Source organism: Cellulomonas sp. APG4, from assembly GCF_009996735.1.
GTDB lineage: Bacteria > Actinomycetota > Actinomycetes > Actinomycetales > Cellulomonadaceae > Actinotalea.
The window spans coordinates 1-15,589 of the sequence record NZ_JAACYI010000037.1 but is presented as its reverse complement, the minus strand read 5'-3'; the positions used below and the strand labels follow the sequence as shown (position 1 = coordinate 15,589).

The 15,589-nt window shown below is 75.3% G+C and carries 14 protein-coding genes; 5 read left to right on the top strand and 9 right to left on the bottom strand.

Going from position 1 to position 15,589, the window contains the following annotated elements:
- Positions 1 to 219: 219 nt before the first annotated feature.
- A complete protein-coding gene (locus GXB85_RS17395) occupies positions 220 to 402 on the top strand; it encodes a hypothetical protein (protein WP_161918929.1) in 183 nt (60 codons plus the stop codon).
- A 63-nt stretch (positions 403 to 465) separates the two neighbouring features.
- Here the strand turns inward: GXB85_RS17395 and GXB85_RS17390 are convergent, their stop codons facing one another.
- Positions 466 to 1,353, bottom strand: a complete 888-nt coding sequence (locus tag GXB85_RS17390; protein WP_161918928.1) for a potassium channel family protein — start codon at positions 1,351 to 1,353, stop codon at positions 466 to 468.
- Positions 1,354 to 1,355: 2 nt separating this feature from the next.
- Positions 1,356 to 2,141 (bottom strand): DUF1206 domain-containing protein, encoded by a 786-nt coding sequence (locus GXB85_RS17385; RefSeq protein WP_161918927.1) that lies wholly within the window; start codon positions 2,139 to 2,141, stop codon positions 1,356 to 1,358.
- A gap of 123 nt (positions 2,142 to 2,264) precedes the next feature.
- Between GXB85_RS17385 and GXB85_RS17380 the strand changes: the two genes are divergently transcribed.
- A complete protein-coding gene (locus GXB85_RS17380; protein WP_370524317.1) occupies positions 2,265 to 3,926 on the top strand; it encodes a phospholipase D family protein in 1,662 nt (553 codons plus the stop codon).
- 71 nt (positions 3,927 to 3,997) lie between these two features.
- Here GXB85_RS17380 and GXB85_RS17375 read toward each other — a convergent pair whose 3' ends face one another.
- The 5 genes from GXB85_RS17375 to GXB85_RS17355 are packed head-to-tail and all read right to left on the bottom strand — an operon-like array spanning position 3,998 to position 9,638.
- Entirely contained in the window at positions 3,998 to 5,614 is a 1,617-nt protein-coding gene (locus tag GXB85_RS17375) for a metallophosphoesterase (protein WP_161918926.1), read from the bottom strand.
- Positions 5,611 to 6,663 carry an ABC transporter ATP-binding protein gene (locus GXB85_RS17370; RefSeq protein ID WP_370524316.1) on the bottom strand — a complete coding sequence of 351 codons (1,053 nt, stop codon included), beginning with the start codon at positions 6,661 to 6,663 and terminating at the stop codon, positions 5,611 to 5,613. Before GXB85_RS17370 ends, GXB85_RS17375 begins: the two co-directional genes overlap by 4 nt.
- Positions 6,664 to 6,676: 13 nt before the next feature.
- A complete protein-coding gene (locus GXB85_RS17365) occupies positions 6,677 to 7,540 on the bottom strand; it encodes an ABC transporter permease (RefSeq protein ID WP_161918925.1) in 864 nt (287 codons plus the stop codon).
- Positions 7,537 to 8,505: an ABC transporter permease subunit gene (locus GXB85_RS18450; RefSeq protein ID WP_202628131.1), complete on the bottom strand. Its 969-nt coding sequence runs from the start codon at positions 8,503 to 8,505 to the stop codon at positions 7,537 to 7,539. The genes GXB85_RS17365 and GXB85_RS18450 overlap by 4 nt, the downstream gene beginning before the upstream one ends.
- Positions 8,502 to 9,638 carry an ABC transporter substrate-binding protein gene (locus tag GXB85_RS17355; protein WP_161918924.1) on the bottom strand — a complete coding sequence of 379 codons (1,137 nt, stop codon included), beginning with the start codon at positions 9,636 to 9,638 and terminating at the stop codon, positions 8,502 to 8,504. Before GXB85_RS17355 ends, GXB85_RS18450 begins: the two co-directional genes overlap by 4 nt.
- A 600-nt stretch (positions 9,639 to 10,238) precedes the next feature.
- Between GXB85_RS17355 and GXB85_RS17350 the strand changes: the two genes are divergently transcribed.
- A complete protein-coding gene (locus GXB85_RS17350; protein ID WP_161918923.1) occupies positions 10,239 to 11,555 on the top strand; it encodes a hypothetical protein in 1,317 nt (438 codons plus the stop codon).
- Between the two features lie 45 nt (positions 11,556 to 11,600).
- Here GXB85_RS17350 and GXB85_RS17345 read toward each other — a convergent pair whose 3' ends face one another.
- Positions 11,601 to 12,326, bottom strand: a complete 726-nt coding sequence (locus GXB85_RS17345; protein WP_161918922.1) for an AIM24 family protein — start codon at positions 12,324 to 12,326, stop codon at positions 11,601 to 11,603.
- 161 nt (positions 12,327 to 12,487) lie between these two features.
- On the opposite strand from GXB85_RS17345, the gene GXB85_RS17975 reads away from it, so the two are divergent.
- Positions 12,488 to 12,946 (top strand): hypothetical protein, encoded by a 459-nt coding sequence (locus GXB85_RS17975; protein ID WP_202628130.1) that lies wholly within the window; start codon positions 12,488 to 12,490, stop codon positions 12,944 to 12,946.
- A 59-nt stretch (positions 12,947 to 13,005) separates the two neighbouring features.
- Positions 13,006 to 14,514, top strand: coding sequence for a GGDEF domain-containing protein (locus GXB85_RS17335; protein WP_161918921.1), 1,509 nt, complete (start codon positions 13,006 to 13,008; stop codon positions 14,512 to 14,514).
- 137 nt (positions 14,515 to 14,651) lie between these two features.
- On the opposite strand, the gene GXB85_RS17330 is transcribed toward GXB85_RS17335, so the two are convergent.
- Positions 14,652 to 15,266, bottom strand: coding sequence for a dihydrofolate reductase family protein (locus tag GXB85_RS17330; protein WP_161918920.1), 615 nt, complete (start codon positions 15,264 to 15,266; stop codon positions 14,652 to 14,654).
- Positions 15,267 to 15,589 lie beyond the last annotated feature (323 nt).

The window sequence follows — 15,589 nt, the reverse complement described above, 5'->3', positions numbered from 1 at the left end:
CGCCAGCATCAGATGAGTATAAAAGACACCACCGCGGCGCGCGTCGTGCGGTTGTCCACCCTCAGCACATCGGCGCGGCGCGCCCGCACCTGAGCGCGCGCGGGGCCGACGCGGATCGTGGCGCGGTCCGTGACCCGATCGAGCCTCCTGCGGCGTGCGCGTGCGACCTTCGGGGTGTCGCTCCACGGCCGTGTCGGAGGCCGTGGTTACCGTCGAGTCATGAGCACGCACCGCACGCACGTCTGCGTCTACTTCGACGAGGGCGACCTCGAGCTCCTGTGCGTCTGCGGGAGCCGGGCGGTCGAGGTCGACGGCATCCTCGTGGCCCTGGAGGAGGAGCTCACCGTCACCGCCGTCCTGCGCGCCCCGCGGCGGCACGAGGAGCTCGCGGTCTCCGCCTGAGCACCTCCCCCGCCGGCGCACGTTCCCGCGGCGGCGTCGCCGTCCGTGGCCCGCAGCGTGAGGTCACGCCGCGCTCAGGGCCTCCGGGTAGCCGTGCTGCTCGGCGAGGGCCCGCAGGCGTGCCTGTCGATCGGCACCGTCCAGGTGGAGGAACTGGGAGTCGACCAGCTCGAGGAGGTCGTCGACCGCGAGGACGACGCCCCGTGCGGCCGCAGCCCGTCCCGGCTCCCCGCCGTCGGCCACCTCGACGGCGACCCGCGCGACCCACGGCAGCACGGCCGCGATCGACTCGCCCTCCTCGGGGTCGGTGAACACGTACGTGACCGTCGAGTGCTGGAGGTCGACCCGGGCCCGCGCGAGGCCGCCGGCCAGCTCGTCCAGCACCGCGGCCGGCGGCGCGTCGTGTCCGCCCTCGGTCCCACCCGTGCGACCGGCGCGACGCAGGAGGTCGGCACGGTGCGCGAGCGAGCGGCGGCGCGCGAGGGCGGCCTCGAGCTGGATCAGCCACGACACCGCGGCGGTGAGAAGGGCGAAGCCCACGAGAGCCTGCGCGGGGACGAGGAGCCGCAGCGGCCAGCTGAGCGGCAGCACGTCACCGAGGCCCAGCGTGGCCAGCAGCACCCCTGAGACGTACAGGGCGTCCAGGAAGCCGCGCCGGTCCGGGCCCAGCACCGTGTCCGAGTAGGCGAAGCCGTCACCGAGGAACGGCCAGTGCACGAGCGCGAAGCCCACGAGCAGCAGCGTGACCCACATGACGATCGTCGCGACGACCGTCACCGGGCCCACGAGGGCCCCGGCGCGGGGACCGCGACGACGCGCGAGCGCCCAGAGGGCACGCGTGAGGCGACCGCTCAGCCGCCCCTCGCCGCTCGGGTGCCACAGCGTCTGGAAGACGTCGCGCAGCGCCAGGAGCACGAGCACGACGCCCGGGACCACGGGCCACCACTGCACGGTCAGACCTTCGCGTGCCGCGCCCGTGCGAACGAGTACAGCCCGTAGGCGGCGAGGCCCAGCGCGACGACGGTGAGCAGGTACGGCCCGAAGGGAGCCTCGAGCACGGTGCGGAGCGCGCCGTCGAGCCCCGGCGCATCCTCGTCACCCGTCCACGGGACGGTCCCGAGGAGCACGCCGACGACGGCGAGCGCGATTCCCTTCGCGACGTAGCCGACCCTGCCGAGCCGTTCGGCCCAGCGACCCGGGTGCCCCTGGAGGTCGGCGAGGAAGCCCGACGTCCAGCCCTTGACCACGTGGTAGCCCGCGACCACCAACACGCCCAGGCCCGCGACGACCAGGGCCGCCGGGCCCCAGGGCTGCTCCATCACCCAGGCCGTCGCCCCCGAGCCGCTGCCGCCGCCCGAGCCACCCTGCGCGACCGTGACCGCGGTCGCGGCGAGGACCCCGTAGAGCACGGCCTTACCCACGTGCTTGAGCCTGTCCTTGGCCTCGGTCACGGTGGCGGCCTCGGCGAGCTGCCACAGCCCGAGCAGGGCGAACCCGACCGCGACCGCCCACAGCAGCGCGACACCGAGCGGGCTCTCGCCGAGCACGCGCAGCGCACCCGTCTGGTCGGCCTCGGCACCGCCGCCACCGCCCCAGGCGAGCTGGAGCGCGAGCCAGCCGATCAGCAGGTGGAGGACGCCGTTGGCCGCGTAGCCGAGCCGCGCGCCCTTCTCGACGACGGGGTGGTCACCGGCACGGCGGGCGGTGGAACGGGCGCTGCTGCCTGCGGAGGGGGACATGCGCACACCCTGGCACCGCGGCGTCCGGCCCGCCTCCGCAGAGCTCCTGCGGGCGGGACGGGGGATGCTGCGGCTCGCGTCCGGTCCCGCGCGGGATCGGCGCACGCGTGCGAACGTGGAGGGGTGCCCGCCTATCGGCTCGAGGTCCGTCGTGAGGGAGTGCGGCTGACCGCTCCCGACGAGTTCGCCGTGCCCTCACCCGTGCCGCTCGAGGAACCCCACGACTGGCTCCTCACGGGCTCGCAGCGCGGCAACCGGCACACCCGCCTCCGTCCCTGGACCGACGGCAACGCGGTGCGGCCGCTCGTGCACGGCCGGCCCTACTTCTTCGCGCTCGGTGCGGCGATCGAGCGCACGCGGGCGGGCGACCTGGTGCTCATGGTCGGCTGGCGCACCGACCCCGACGAGGTGGTGAGCCCCGAGGGCGCGACGATCGCCCAGGTGCTCGCGGCCGCCGCGCGCCGCGGCGTCGTCGTGCGCGGCATGGTCTGGCGGTCGCAGCACGACAGGATGCGGTTCTCCCGACGCCAGAACCGCCGGTTCGCGCAGGTGGTCAACGCCGCGGGCGGTGAGGTGCTGCTCGACCAGCGCGTGCGCCCGTTCGGCAGCCACCACCAGAAGTTCGTCGTGCTGCGGCACCCGGACCGGCCCGAGCTCGACGTCGCGTACCTCGGCGGGATCGACGTCGCGCACGCGCGCGGGGACGACGCGCGGCACCGCGGGGACCAGCAGCGCATGCCCTTCGCGCGCTGGTACGGCGGCAAGCCCGCCTGGCACGACGTGCAGATCGAGGTGCGCGGCCCGGCCGTGCGCGAGGTCGAGGCGACGTTCCGCGAGCGCTGGGACGACCCTGCGGCCCTCACGCGCCGCCCGTGGCACCTGCTCCCGCACGTGCTCGACCTGCGCGAGCACCGCCCCACGCCGCTCCCCGAGCCCCTGCCGGAGCCGACCGCGGCGGGCACGTGCCAGGTCCAGCTGCTGCGCACCTACCCGAACCGCTGGCCCGGGTACCCGTTCGCCCCGCACGGCGAGCGCAGCGTCGCGCGCGGGTACGCCAAGGCGCTGCGTCGCGCGCGCAGGCTCGTCTACCTCGAGGACCAGTACCTGTGGTCGACGAGCATCGCGAAGGTGCTCGCCGACGCGCTGCGTCGTATCCCTGACCTGCACCTGGTCGCCGTCGTGCCGCGGTACCCGGACGCCGACGACGAGGTCTCGGTGCCCGTCGCGCTGCACGGTCACACCCAGGCGCTCGACCTGGTCCACGAGGCCGGTGGGGACCGCGTGCTGGTGCTGGACGTCGAGAACCACGCCGGGCGACCGGTCTACGTGCACTCCAAGGTGTGCGTGGTCGACGACGTGTGGGCGACCGTGGGCAGCGACAACTTCAACCGGCGCTCGTGGACGCACGACTCCGAGCTCACGGCCGCCGTGGTGGACGACCGTCGCGACCCGCGGCCGCCGCTCGACCCGGCCGGGCTGGGCGACGGCGCGCGCACGTTCGCGCGCGACCTGCGCCTCGAGCTGTGGCGCGAGCACCTCGACCTCGACGACGACGCGCTGCTGCTCGACCCGGCGCAGGCGGTCGCGACGCTGCGGGCCCGCGCCGACGACCTCGAGGCCTGGTACGCGGGCGGGCGTGAGGGGCCGCGCCCGCCCGGACGGCTGAGGCCGCACCGCACGGGGATGCCCGAGCGGTGGCAGCGCGTGCTCGCGGCCCCCGCCTACCGCGCCGTCGTCGACCCGGACGGACGACCCACGCGGATGAAGATGCGCGGGCAGCACTGAGCAGGAGAGCACTGAGCGGTAGAAGCACTGAGCGGTAGGAGCATCCAGCCAGCAGCACCGGCGACGGCGCCTCAGGCGAAGGGGTCGGGCAGCCGGCGGATCGCGTTCCGGTCCTCCCAGCGTCCCTCACGGCGCGGCACGGCCGGGCCGCGGCGCCTCGCGTCGTTGAGCGCGAGCGTGCGTGAGGCACCCGCGAGCGCGCGCGGGTCCGCGAGGTCGAGCCAGGGACCCAGCGCGCCCACGGCGCCCGCGTGGTCGACGACGGTGCTCGCGAGGGCGAGCGTGCCGCCGGGCTCGCGCAGCACCTCGAGCACGCGCAGCTGCTGCGGCCAGTCCACGAGCGACGACGTCGTGATCTCCCACAGTCCGCCCGCGCGGTCGGGCGCCTGGTGCCACATGTGCGCGTGCGCGTGGACGTGGCCCGCGACCCAGGCGACCACGCAGGGGTGGGCGAGCGCGAGGGCCAGGACGGCGTCGGCGAGGTGGCGGGGCGGGTGGCCGGGCGGGGCCCAACCGTTGACGAGGGTCCACGAGGGATGGTGCGAGGTCAGCACGACGTACCTGTCGTGCGAGCGCTGCAGCTCACGCTCGAGCCAGGCGAGCTGCTCGGGGTCGACCGAGCCCTGCCAGCCACCGTGCGGGTTGACGGTGTCGAGCGCGACCACGCGCAGCTCGCCGACGTCGGCGGCCCAGTGGTTGCGGTCGCGGTCGAACGGGGCCCCACCCGCCGCGGCGACGGCGGCCGCGACCTCGCGCGGGCCCACCACCTGGCGCTCCGCGTCGGCCCGCACGCGCACGCCGGGGGCGTCCGGGTCGAGCGGGTAGCGCGCGGGGCCCACGCCCGCGATCGACTCGAGGACCGCGAGCGGCGTGCGCCGGGCACCGAGGTCGACCACGCGCCGCGACCCGACGGCGAGCTCGACGAGCTCGGGACCTGCCGGCACCGTGCCCTGGAGCAGCGCGTCGTGGTTGCCGTGCACCGTGAGCCACGGCAGCCCGGCCCCCGGGGAGTCGACCGGCCGCCGGGCGGCCGGCACCAGGCCCGGCACCTGCGGGAACCCGTGCCGCGCCGTGAGCAGGTCGGCGTCGTCACCGTCCGCGGGCCCGTCCGGGTGCCAGAACCAGGGCAGACGCCTGCCGGCCCCGCGGGCGCCCACCCAGCTGCTCACGCGAGGGTCGCCGCTCGCGGGCACCACGGCACGGCCCTGCATCAGCTCGACGTACCACCGCAGCTCGTTGCGCTGGGCGTTGTCGAGCACGTCGCCCGTCACGAGCACGGCGTCGAGGTCGCCGCCGCTCACCGGGGCGCGCGCCAGCCGGTGGGTCGCGTCGAGCGCGGCGGCGGCCACCTGGACCGTCAGGATCTCCTGCGGACGGTAGGTGCCCACGAGGCCCAGCGCGGGCGCGTACGGCTCACCCGGGTCGCCGTGGTGGTCGAGGTGCTCGAGGCGGGCGGGCGACTCGGCGTCGCACAGGTGCAGGTCCGTCAGGTGCACGAGCGCGCCGAGCACGTGCGCCCCGCGTCGCGGCGCCTCGCCGACGTGCGGCTCCCCCGGCCCGACGACGACCTCGCTCCAGCCGAGACTGCCCGCCTCACCGACCCGCAGGGTCGCCTCCGTGGTGACGGGCGCCGTCCGGCCCGCCACGTGCGCGGGCGCCGTCGCGCCCACGCTGCCGGTAGGGCTCACCGCAGCACGACGGCGCCGGCACCGGGCCGCACCGAGACGCTCACCGCCGCCCCCACCGCGAGGGCGTCGGCGGCCTCGCCCAGCAGGTCCGCGACCACCCGGCCCTCGACCGGCAGCTCGAGCGTCACGCGCGTGAGCGCGCCGAGGAACGACATGCCCACGACGGTGCCGCCCACCGCGCCCGCGACGACCGCGCGACTGACCCCCACCTGCTCGGGCCGCACCACGGCGACGGCGGTGCGCGGCGCGTCCGTGCCCGTGGGGTCCGGCCCGACGACCTCGACCGGTGTGCCCAGCACGTGCCAGCGGCCGCCGTCCACCCGGGCCGGCAGCCGGTTCGTGGTGCCCACGAACTCCGCGACGAAGGGCGTCGCCGGCCGCGCGTAGAGGGTGCGCGGTGCGTCGACCTGCTCGACGACGCCGTCGCGCAGCACCGCGACCCTGTCGGCGATCGCCATGGCCTCGTGCTGGTCGTGGGTCACGAGCACCGTCGTGACGCCGACCTCCTGCTGGAGGCGGCGGATCTCGTCGCGCAGGTGCTCGCGCACCTGGGCGTCGAGGGCCGAGAGCGGCTCGTCGAGCAGCAGCAGGCGCGGTTGGGTCGCGATCGCACGCGCCAGCGCGACGCGTTGCTTCTGCCCGCCCGACATCTGGTGCGGGTACTTGTCGGCGTGCGGCTCGAGCCGCGTCACCTCGAGCAGCCGGTCCACGGTCGCGGCGCGTTCGCGCGCGCCCGCCCGGCGCACCCGCAGGCCGAACTCGATGTTGGCGCGCGCCGTCATCGTGGGGAACAGGCTGTACTCCTGGAACACCATGCCGAACCCGCGCCGCCGGGGCGGCACCGCGGTGACGTCACCGCCGTCCACCAGGATGCGGCCCGCGTCGGGCCGCTCGAAGCCCGCGAGCAGCCGCAGCGCCGTCGTCTTGCCGCAGCCCGAGGGCCCCAGCAGGCACACGAGCTCACCCGCCCGCACGGTCAGGTGCAGGTCCGCCAGCGCGACGGTCGCGCCGAACTCCTTGCGGACGCCGCTCATCTCGATGCTCGCCACAGATCCTCCTGGGTCAGATGCCGCTGGTGGTGACGCCGAGCCCGCGGCGCCTGAGCAGGTGGACCACGCCGCCCAGGGCGAGGGCCGTGAGGACCATCACCGCGAGCGCCAGCGCCATGCCCGCCTGCGGGGCGGAGCGCTGGTAGACGACGAGGTAGGTGGGCAGCGTGTCCTTGAGCAGCAGCGACGCGAACGCGAACTCGCCGAGCACCAGCGCGGCGGTCAGCCCGCACGCGGCGACCACGGAGGCGCTCGTCGCGGGCGCGACCACGCGCCGGAACGTCGTCGGCCACGACGCGCCGAGGCTGCGGGCGGCCTCGACGAGGGTGCGGGCCCCCACGGCGCGCAGGCCCGCGTCGAGGGCGCGGTAGGTGAACGGCATCGCCCAGAGCGCGTAGAAGGGCACGAGGCTCAGCGGGCTCGACAGGAACCACGGCGCGAGCGGCCGGAACGTCGCCGCGACCCCCACGACGAGCGCGATCGGCGGCACCACCCAGGGCAGCAGGGTCACGCCCGTGAGCACGGGGCGGAGCCACGGCGCACGCACCTCGGCGAGCACCGCGAGCGGGAGCAGGAGCACCAGGTTCAGCAGGACGGCGAGCGTGGCGAGCACGGCGCTGGTGCGGGCGGCCTCCCACAGCCCCGGCTCGGCGAGCGCCTCACCGAGGCGCGCGACGGACCAGCCGGTGCCGAGCGTCGACAGGTCGAGGTGCACCACGGGCACGTTCTGGAAGGCGAAGCGGGCCATCGCGAGCTGGGGCAGCGCGAAGAAGAGGCCGACGGCGGCCAGGAACACCCAGCGCACCACCTCGCCAGGGCGGGGAGCGCGTCGCCGTCGGGCGCCCGACGGCGTGGCCGCGGCGGGTGCGGCGCTCATGCGCGCGCCCACCGTGCGGCACGGCGCTGCAGCGCCGCCATGAGCGCGAGACCCGCGAGCAGCACCACGAGGGTCCACGTGACGAGGGCGTACCCGAGATCCTGCTCGCCGGTGATCACGTTGCCCTGCAGCACGAAGCGGATCTGGAGGGGCACGAGCTGGCCGCTCGAGTCGAGCACGTAGGCGGTCGCGTAGGCGCTGAAGGCGTTGACGAACAGCAGCAGCATCCCGCCGAGGGTCGAGGGTGCGAGCACCGGGGCCGCGACCGACCACCAGTAGCGCAGCCGGCCGGCACCCATGAGGGTCGCCGCCTCGCTCCACGACTCGCGCAGCCCCGCGACCGCCGGGGCCGCGACCAGGAACATGAGCGGCACCTGGAAGTACAGGTAGACGACCGCGAGGCCCGTGAGGCTCGACAGCGAGAAGCCGCTGCCCATCAGGTCGAGACCGAGCGCCGCGAGCGCCTTCGTCAGCACACCCTGCGTGCCGAGCAGCGCGACGAACGCGAACGCGAGCGGCACACCGCCCAGCTGGGACGCGACCGAGCACCAGGCGTCGACTGCGGGCCGCAGCCAGGCGGGGCGGCGCAGGCCGCGCACCGCGAGCGCGAGCGCGAGGCCGAGCACCCCGCCCACCACGGCGGTCGATCCCGCGAGCACGAGCGAGTTCGTGAACACGCTGCGGTAGGGGCCCGAGACCGCGCGCACGAGGGTCGTGGCGTCCAGCACCCCCGCCTCGTCGGTCACGGCGCCCGCCACCACGGCGACGGTGGGCCAGAGCAGGAAGACGGCGACGAACGCGAGGAACGGGACGGTCGCGAGCGCGACGGGGTCGGGCCGACGGCGGGTCCGCGCACGGCCCGAACGTCCGGCGGCAGCCGCGCGCCCGGATCCGGCGGAGGAGGGCAGGCCCTCGACCGGCCCGGCGGTGGCCGGACCGGTCGACGGCGGGACGAGCGTGGTCACCTGTCGGCGACCATCGGGCCCCACTGCTCGGCCAGCGTGGCCTTCGCAGCGTCGATCTGCTCCTGGGTCGGGAACTCGATCTGCTCGATCACCTCGGGCTCGGGCAGGTTGGCCGCGAGCTCGTCGTCGACGAGGCCCTTCTCGACCAGGGCGGCGTAGCGCGCCGGGATCGCACCCCCCTCGAGGTAGCCGAGGGCGCCGTCGTCGCCCACGAGGTGCTCGAGCCACAGCCGCGCGGCGCACGGGTGCGGCGCCTCGGTCACGACCGACTGGGCGTAGTACCCGCCGTACACGCCGTCGGACGGGACGGTCACCTGCAGGTCGAAGCCGGCCTCGGCCATCACCGGCTCGATCGCGGGGAAGTTGTACGTCCAGTCGAGCGCGATCGGCACCTCGCCCGCGACCAGTGCGGCCTCGGTCACGTCGATCGACTGGAGGTTGCCCGACTCCTTGAGCCCGGCGAAGTACTCGATGCCGGGCATGATGTCGTCGAAGCTGCCCCCGTTGGCGAGCGAGGCCGCCATGACGGCCGCGAACGCCGCGCCGGCCTCACGCGGGTCGCCGTTGAGCGTGACCTGCCCCTTGTAGGCCGGGTCCTCGAGGTCCGCGAAGGTCTCGGGCGGGTCGGCGACGAGCGTCGTGTTGCTCGCGATCGCCATGACGCCGTAGTAGGCGCCCACCCAGTGGCCCTCCGGGTCCTTGAGCGCCTCCGGGATCTCGTCCCAGACCACCGGGCGGTACTGCTCGGCGTAGCCCTCGTCGATCATCTGCTGGGTGAACGAGGCACCGACGTCGACCACCTCGGGCATGTCCGGCTGACCGCGCAGCGTCTCGATCGCGGTCAGCTCGTCGGCCGACGACGCGTCGGGGTTGGCGACGGGCGCCTCGATCCCGTAGGTGTCGCGGAAGGAGGCGAGGATGCCCTGGTAGTTGGCCCAGGTGTCCGGCAGCGCGATCAGGTTGACGCGCCCCTCGTCCGCCGCGGCCGCGGCGATCTCGTCGACGGTCGTGCCGCAGTCGACGGGGCCGTCGGCGGTGGCCGGGCTGGCCGCGGTCTCGGTCGCGGCGGGGCTGCAGGCGGCGAGCGTGGCGACCGCCGCGAGGGCGACGGGGGCGAGCAGGCGCGTACGCATCTGGTGTCCTTCGTCCGGGAGGGGGACCGGGCGCGTGCCCGGCAGGTCCAGGAGTAGTCGCCGCCGCCGACCGGTCGGCGGCATCCGGGTGAACGCACGCCGAGGGACCCGTGAACGTCCGCGGCCGTCGCTACGCTCGCCGCACCGGCGGTCGCCGACGAGTGGCACGCCCCGCCCGACAGCAGGGCGAACCACGTGAGCAGGGGGACCATGAGCGAGGTGCTGCCGCCCGGCGGCGGGCAGCGGCCCGACGAGCCGACGAGGCCGTTCGTGCCGCCGGGACGGATGCCACCCGCGGTGGTGTCGCCCGCGGTACCGCCGCAGCCCCCGGTGCCGCCGTACCCCGCGGCGCCGGCACACCCGGCACAGGCGCAGCCGCCCGCACAGGCCTACCCGACAATGCCCTACGCACCGGAACAGCCCTACGCACCGGCGTCGGCCTACCCGCAGGCACGGCCCTACCCACAGGCACAGCCCTACGCCCAGCCACAGGGCTATCCGGCGTATCCCACGGGCGCCTACCCGGTCGCCGCCGGCCCGTACCCGCAGCCTGCGGTCGCGTCGGCTCCGTCCGGGCGGAAGGTGCCGCGGGGTCGGTTCGTGACGCTGATGGTGGGCGGCACCACCCTTGCCCTCGCGGGAGCCGCTGCCCTGGGCGTCGGGGTCTGGGACGCCGTCGTGCGGGCGGACGCGCTCGACGACGGCGCGTACGCGGGCGAGGCGGTCGAGCTCGCACCGCAGAACGAGCCCACGTCTCTCGAGGGGCTCTACACCGAGCTGAACACCGCCCTGGCGACGAGGGACCGCGAGGCGTTCTTCGCCCACGTCGAGGGCGACGCCGTCGAGCCGCTCACGCTCTGGTGGGACAACATGGACGCTCTCGGCTGGAGCACGGGGGTTCTCGCCCCGTACACGACGACGAACCTCACCGCGTCCGGACCGCAGACCGAGGTGTACGTGACCCTCGGGACCGACCTCACGTTCCCGCAGCACCGGCCCGCGCTGAGCAACGGGGCCGTCGCCGGCCTGGTCACCTTCAGCGGCGACTACGTGATGGTGGTCGACACGACCGGCCCGCGACCCGTGGTGTCGGACTGGGCGTCCGGCGAGACGGTGCCGTGGGACACCGAGCCGCTCGTCGTCGTCGAGCGCGACGGCGTGGTGGTGGCCGGGGGCGCCGACGAGCTCGCGCACCTCGAGGTGGTCGCGGACGCCGCCGTCGAGCCCTCCCGCTGGCTGCGCGCCGACCAGGCTGCGCGCCGCGGGGGCGAGGAGCTGGGTGGCTTCGTCGTCTTCGCGACGCAGGACGCGGACCGGTTCGCGGGGTGGTGGGGCGAGGGCTCGGACGAGTGGACGTGGGAGCCGGCCGGGTTCGCCCGCAGCGGGATCCTGCCCACGGCCGGTACGCCGGGCATGGACCCGCAGCTCGCCACGGGCAGCACGGAGGGCGGCGGGGTCACCTTCGTCGGCCCGGAGGCCGGCGTGGTGCCCGAGGACCTCGAGGTGATCCTCGTGCACGAGTTCGCCCACGTGCTGCAGTACGTGGAGACGCCGTCGGCGGCGCGCTCCGTACCGCTGTCGACCAGCGAGGGCTGGGCCTCGTACCAGGAGCTCCGCTACGTGATGGGTGGCGAGTACCCCGACGACGAGCCGTGGTTCGGCGACTACCTCGGCGAGTGCGTCGAGGGCGAGCCGACGTTGCCCACGGACCGCGACTTCGAGGGCGACGGCGCGGACTGCGCCTACCTGGTGAGCTCGACCCTCTTCGGGTTCGTCGAGGAGGAGGGCGCGGACCCGCTCGCCGTCGCCGACCGCGCGGCCCGCGACGGCGTCACGGTGTTCGGCGGGATGCAGCGGCTCGGCACCCCGGTCTCCGACGACGCCTGGAGCAGCTGGGTCGCGGAGGTCGCCGACTGAGCAGCTGCGCGGCCACCTCGACCCGGTGACCGCGCAGCGTGGACCTCACCCGCCCAGCAGCCCGCCGAGGCCGCCGCTCGAGCGCTGCTGGGTCTCCTGGTGACCGCCCGTGACGACGGACTCGCTCGGCTGGACCAGCACGTAGCCCTGCCCGCCGAACGCCATCTGGACCAGCTCGCCGGTGCCACCGCGCAGCATCGACTTGAGGCCACCCGTGTCGACCCGCAGGTCCATCGAGACGCCGGCGGTCCACAGGACGACGGCCTGCGCGTCCGCGAACGTGGGGGACGAGGCGACGTCGAGCGCGACGGGCGGGCCCTGCGTGGTCACCGCGACGTAGCCGGTCCCGCGCAGGGACACGTTGAACAGACCGCCCGCCATCATGCCGCCGCGCGCCTGGACCCGGTGGATGTCCCACTCGATCGACGACGAGAACGCGAGCACGCTCGCCCCGTTGACCGAGACCATGTCGTTCTCGAGGTAGATGACCTGCACGTCGGCCGCGTCGTTCGCGAGGAACAGCTCACCCGAGCCGGTGCACTGCATCATGTCGACGCCCTCGCCGGTGAGCTTGGACTTGAGGAACTTGTCCAGACCGCCCGAGCCCTTGTTCTCGAAGCGCACGTCGCCCTGGTAGGCGACCATCGAGCCCGTCAGCGCCCACACCGGGCCGTACGCCATGTTCACCTTGAGCATCTTCGAGCTCTGCAGGGCGAACGGGTCGGTCGCAGCGGTCTCCTTGAAGTCGCTGAACAGCGAGCCGTGGATCATGGCGTGTGTCTCCTTGTGAGGGGCTGGCCGCCCGGGCGGGCGACCTGCCCGGCACACTAACGATCCGCGCACCGGGTGCGTAGGGTCGTCGGCGGGTGGAATCTCCTGGTTCCTCCTCGGCGCGCGTGGTGCCGCCGTCGCACGACGCGAAGGAGCGTGACGTGGGATTCCTCGACAAGGCCAAGGCTGCGGCGACCGACCTCGCCGCGAAGGCGGACACCGCCCTGACCTCGATGGGCTCGGCAGGTCCCCGGCCCGCCGACGCCGACCGCCTGCTGCGCGACCTCGGCCTGCTCACCTACCTCGAGTCCGCGGGACGTCCAGCGGACCCGGCGGAGCGCGAGCGTGTGATGCACGCCCTGCGCGAGCTCGACGCCGCGGGCGGCCTCGGGTCCACCGCCCTGCACACCGCCCCTCCCCCGCCGCCGGGAGCCGCGGGCGCGGTCCCACCGCCGCCCGGCGCCACGCCCCCGCCACCGCCGCCCGGTTCGGCCACGCCCCCGCCTCCCCCGGGCGCGCCCCCGGCGCCGGGGGCGGCAACCCCGCCGACCGCCACGCCGCCCACGCCGCCTCCGCCACCGCCGTCGTGGGCCTCTGGCGGCTCCGACCGCGAGAGCTGATCCGTCCCGCCTCCTCATCACTCAGCGGCTCCGGCCGATGGGAGGGTCAGGAGGCGACCATGCCGAGGCGCTCGACGACGACGCCCGTCCCACGGACGGCGCGCCGCGTGGCTCTCGCATGCCTGCTGGTGGGTGGTCTGCTCGCGCTGCGCACGACGCTCGGCACGAGCGCCGCGGGCCTCGCGGTGGACGCGGCCGCCGCGCTCGCCGCCGTCGCCGCGACCTGGGAGGCCGGCACCCGCGCGCGGCCCGGCCGCAGCCGCGTCGCATGGCGCATCGAGACCGCAGGGGTCGCGCTCTGGCTGCTCGCACCGCTCGCATGGACGTTCGGCCTGGCCGACCCGGTGGCGTGGACGGGACGGCTCGGCCTCGTCGTGTGCGTCGGGGCGGCGTGGTGGCTCACGTCGCTGGGCCGCGACCCGTGGGCCCGCGTGCGGCTGGTCATCGACAGCGGGCTCGCGGCCGGGTCGCTCGTCGTGGTCGCGTGGCCCTGGCTGTTCCGCGACGCGTTCGTGACGCAGGGCGCAGACGGTGACGCCGTCGTCGCGGTGGCCGTGCCGATGGCGACGTTCGGCGTGGCCGCACTCGCCACGGGGGTCGCGGCCACGGAGGTGACCCGTGCCCGCGCCGGCATGCCGGCCCTCGTGGTGGCCGCGCTCGTCGCACTCGCGGCCTCCGACGTGGTCGGGGCCCGCGGCGGCACACCGTTCTGGGCGGTGGGGTTCGCTCTGCTCGTGCTGGCGACCCGCGTGTACCGCGGCACCTCCGTGCGCCGCGAGGTGCCGAGCACGCGGCCGTGGCTCGCGCTCGTGCCGTACGCACTCCTGGCCCCGGCCGTCGTCGCCCTCGTCCTGCTGCACATGACGGACGGGGTGCCCGCGGCGGTGGCGGTCACCGCACTCGTCATGGTCGGGATGGTCCTCGCGCGCCAGCACGTGGTGCTGACCGAGAACCGCGGCCTGGTCGCGCGGCTCGCGGAGAGCGAGCGGGCCCTGCGGCACAAGGCGACGCACGACGCGCTCACGGGGCTCGCAGGACGAGTGCTGCTCTACGAACGGCTCGACGCCGCGGTCGACCGGCGGCGTCTCGAGGGGCGTCCGGTCGCCGTGGTCTTCCTCGACCTCGACGACTTCAAGCGGGTCAACGACACCTACGGCCACGCGGCCGGCGACGACGTGCTGGTGCAGACGGCCGCCCGGCTGCGCGAGGTGCTCGCACCGTTCGGGCGCGACGCCCTCGCGGTGCGCATGAGCGGGGACGAGTTCGCGGCGCTCCTCGTGGGCCCGGTCGCGGCTCGGGCCGAGAAGGTCGCCGCGCGGGCCGTCGAGGCGATCGGCGCACCGATGCGTCTGGGCGACCGCACCGTGCAGGTGGGCGCGAGTGCGGGCGTGGCCGTCGCGGACGACGGCGTGAGCGGCGCGTCCGAGCTGCTGCGCGCCTCGGACGTCGCGATGTACCGGGTCAAGCGCCGGCGCCGGGCGACCGCAGGTGCCGCTCCGGAGGTCGGTGTCGAGCACACCTCGCACGTGGACGACGAGGACGAGGACCCCGCCCCCCTGGGCCGCTGACCCACCCGCCGCCCCCACCCCCACCCGCCAGTCCCACCCACCCGGCGAGTTCGTCCTCCCGCGTCGAGTTCGCACCGTCGCGCGTGCGAACTCGATGCGGCAGTGCGAACTCGCGGGCCGGGGCGGGCAGCGAGTGGTCAGGCGTCGGGGTGGGGGACGTCCGAGACGATGTCGTCGTAGGTCTTCTCGCCCGGGAGCTCGCCGGGGGCGTAGATCAGGCGGAGCACGCCGGTGGGGAGCACCTCGGACGAGACCAGGCGCAGCGGGTACGGCTCGCCCTCGTCGAAGAGACGCTCGCCGTGGCGCGCGGCGATCGGGTGCACGAGCAGGCGCAGCTCGTCGAGCAGCCCGGCGGCCATGAGCTGGCGCACCACGGAGATCGAGCCCGGGACCAGGATCTTCTCCACGCCCGGCTCGGCCGCCACGGCCCGCACGGCCTCGACCAGGTCACCCTCCGTGCGCTCGACGTTGCGCCAGCCCAGGTCCTGGTCACCGCGCGTCGCGACGAGCTTGCGCACGTCACCCAGCTGCGCCGCGAACCCGGCGTCCTCGCCGCCCGCGGCCTCCCGCTCGGGCCAGGCACCCGCGAAGCTGTCGTAGGTCACGCGGCCCAGCAGCAGCACGTCGACGTCCTCGTAGTCCTCCCCCACGGCCGCACCCATGCGCTCGTCGAAGTAGGGGAAGTGCCAGGCGGGGTCGACCTCCGCGACGCCGTCGAGCGAGATGAACAGGGTCGAGACGATCGTGGCCATGCTGCTCCTCGGTGGGTCGGGAGCCCGCGTCCGCGGGCCTGCTCCTCCATCTGACCGTGCCCGTCCCCGGAAGTCATCGGCCCCCACCGGCAGGCCCATCGCCGAGCCCGGGCGTCCCGTCGCGCTCTGACGGTCCGTAGCGACAGATCGACCGATCTCGGCCGGAGGAGGGTCACGCCGGCGCGGCCGTCTCGGCGGCGAGGCGGGTGAGGTGGCGACGCTCGGCCTCGGTGGGCGCGCCGTCGGCGGCGCGCCGGTAGGCCGACGCGGCCTCCGCGGTCAGCCCGGCCCGGCGCAGCAGGTCGGCCTCGGCCGCGTCCGCC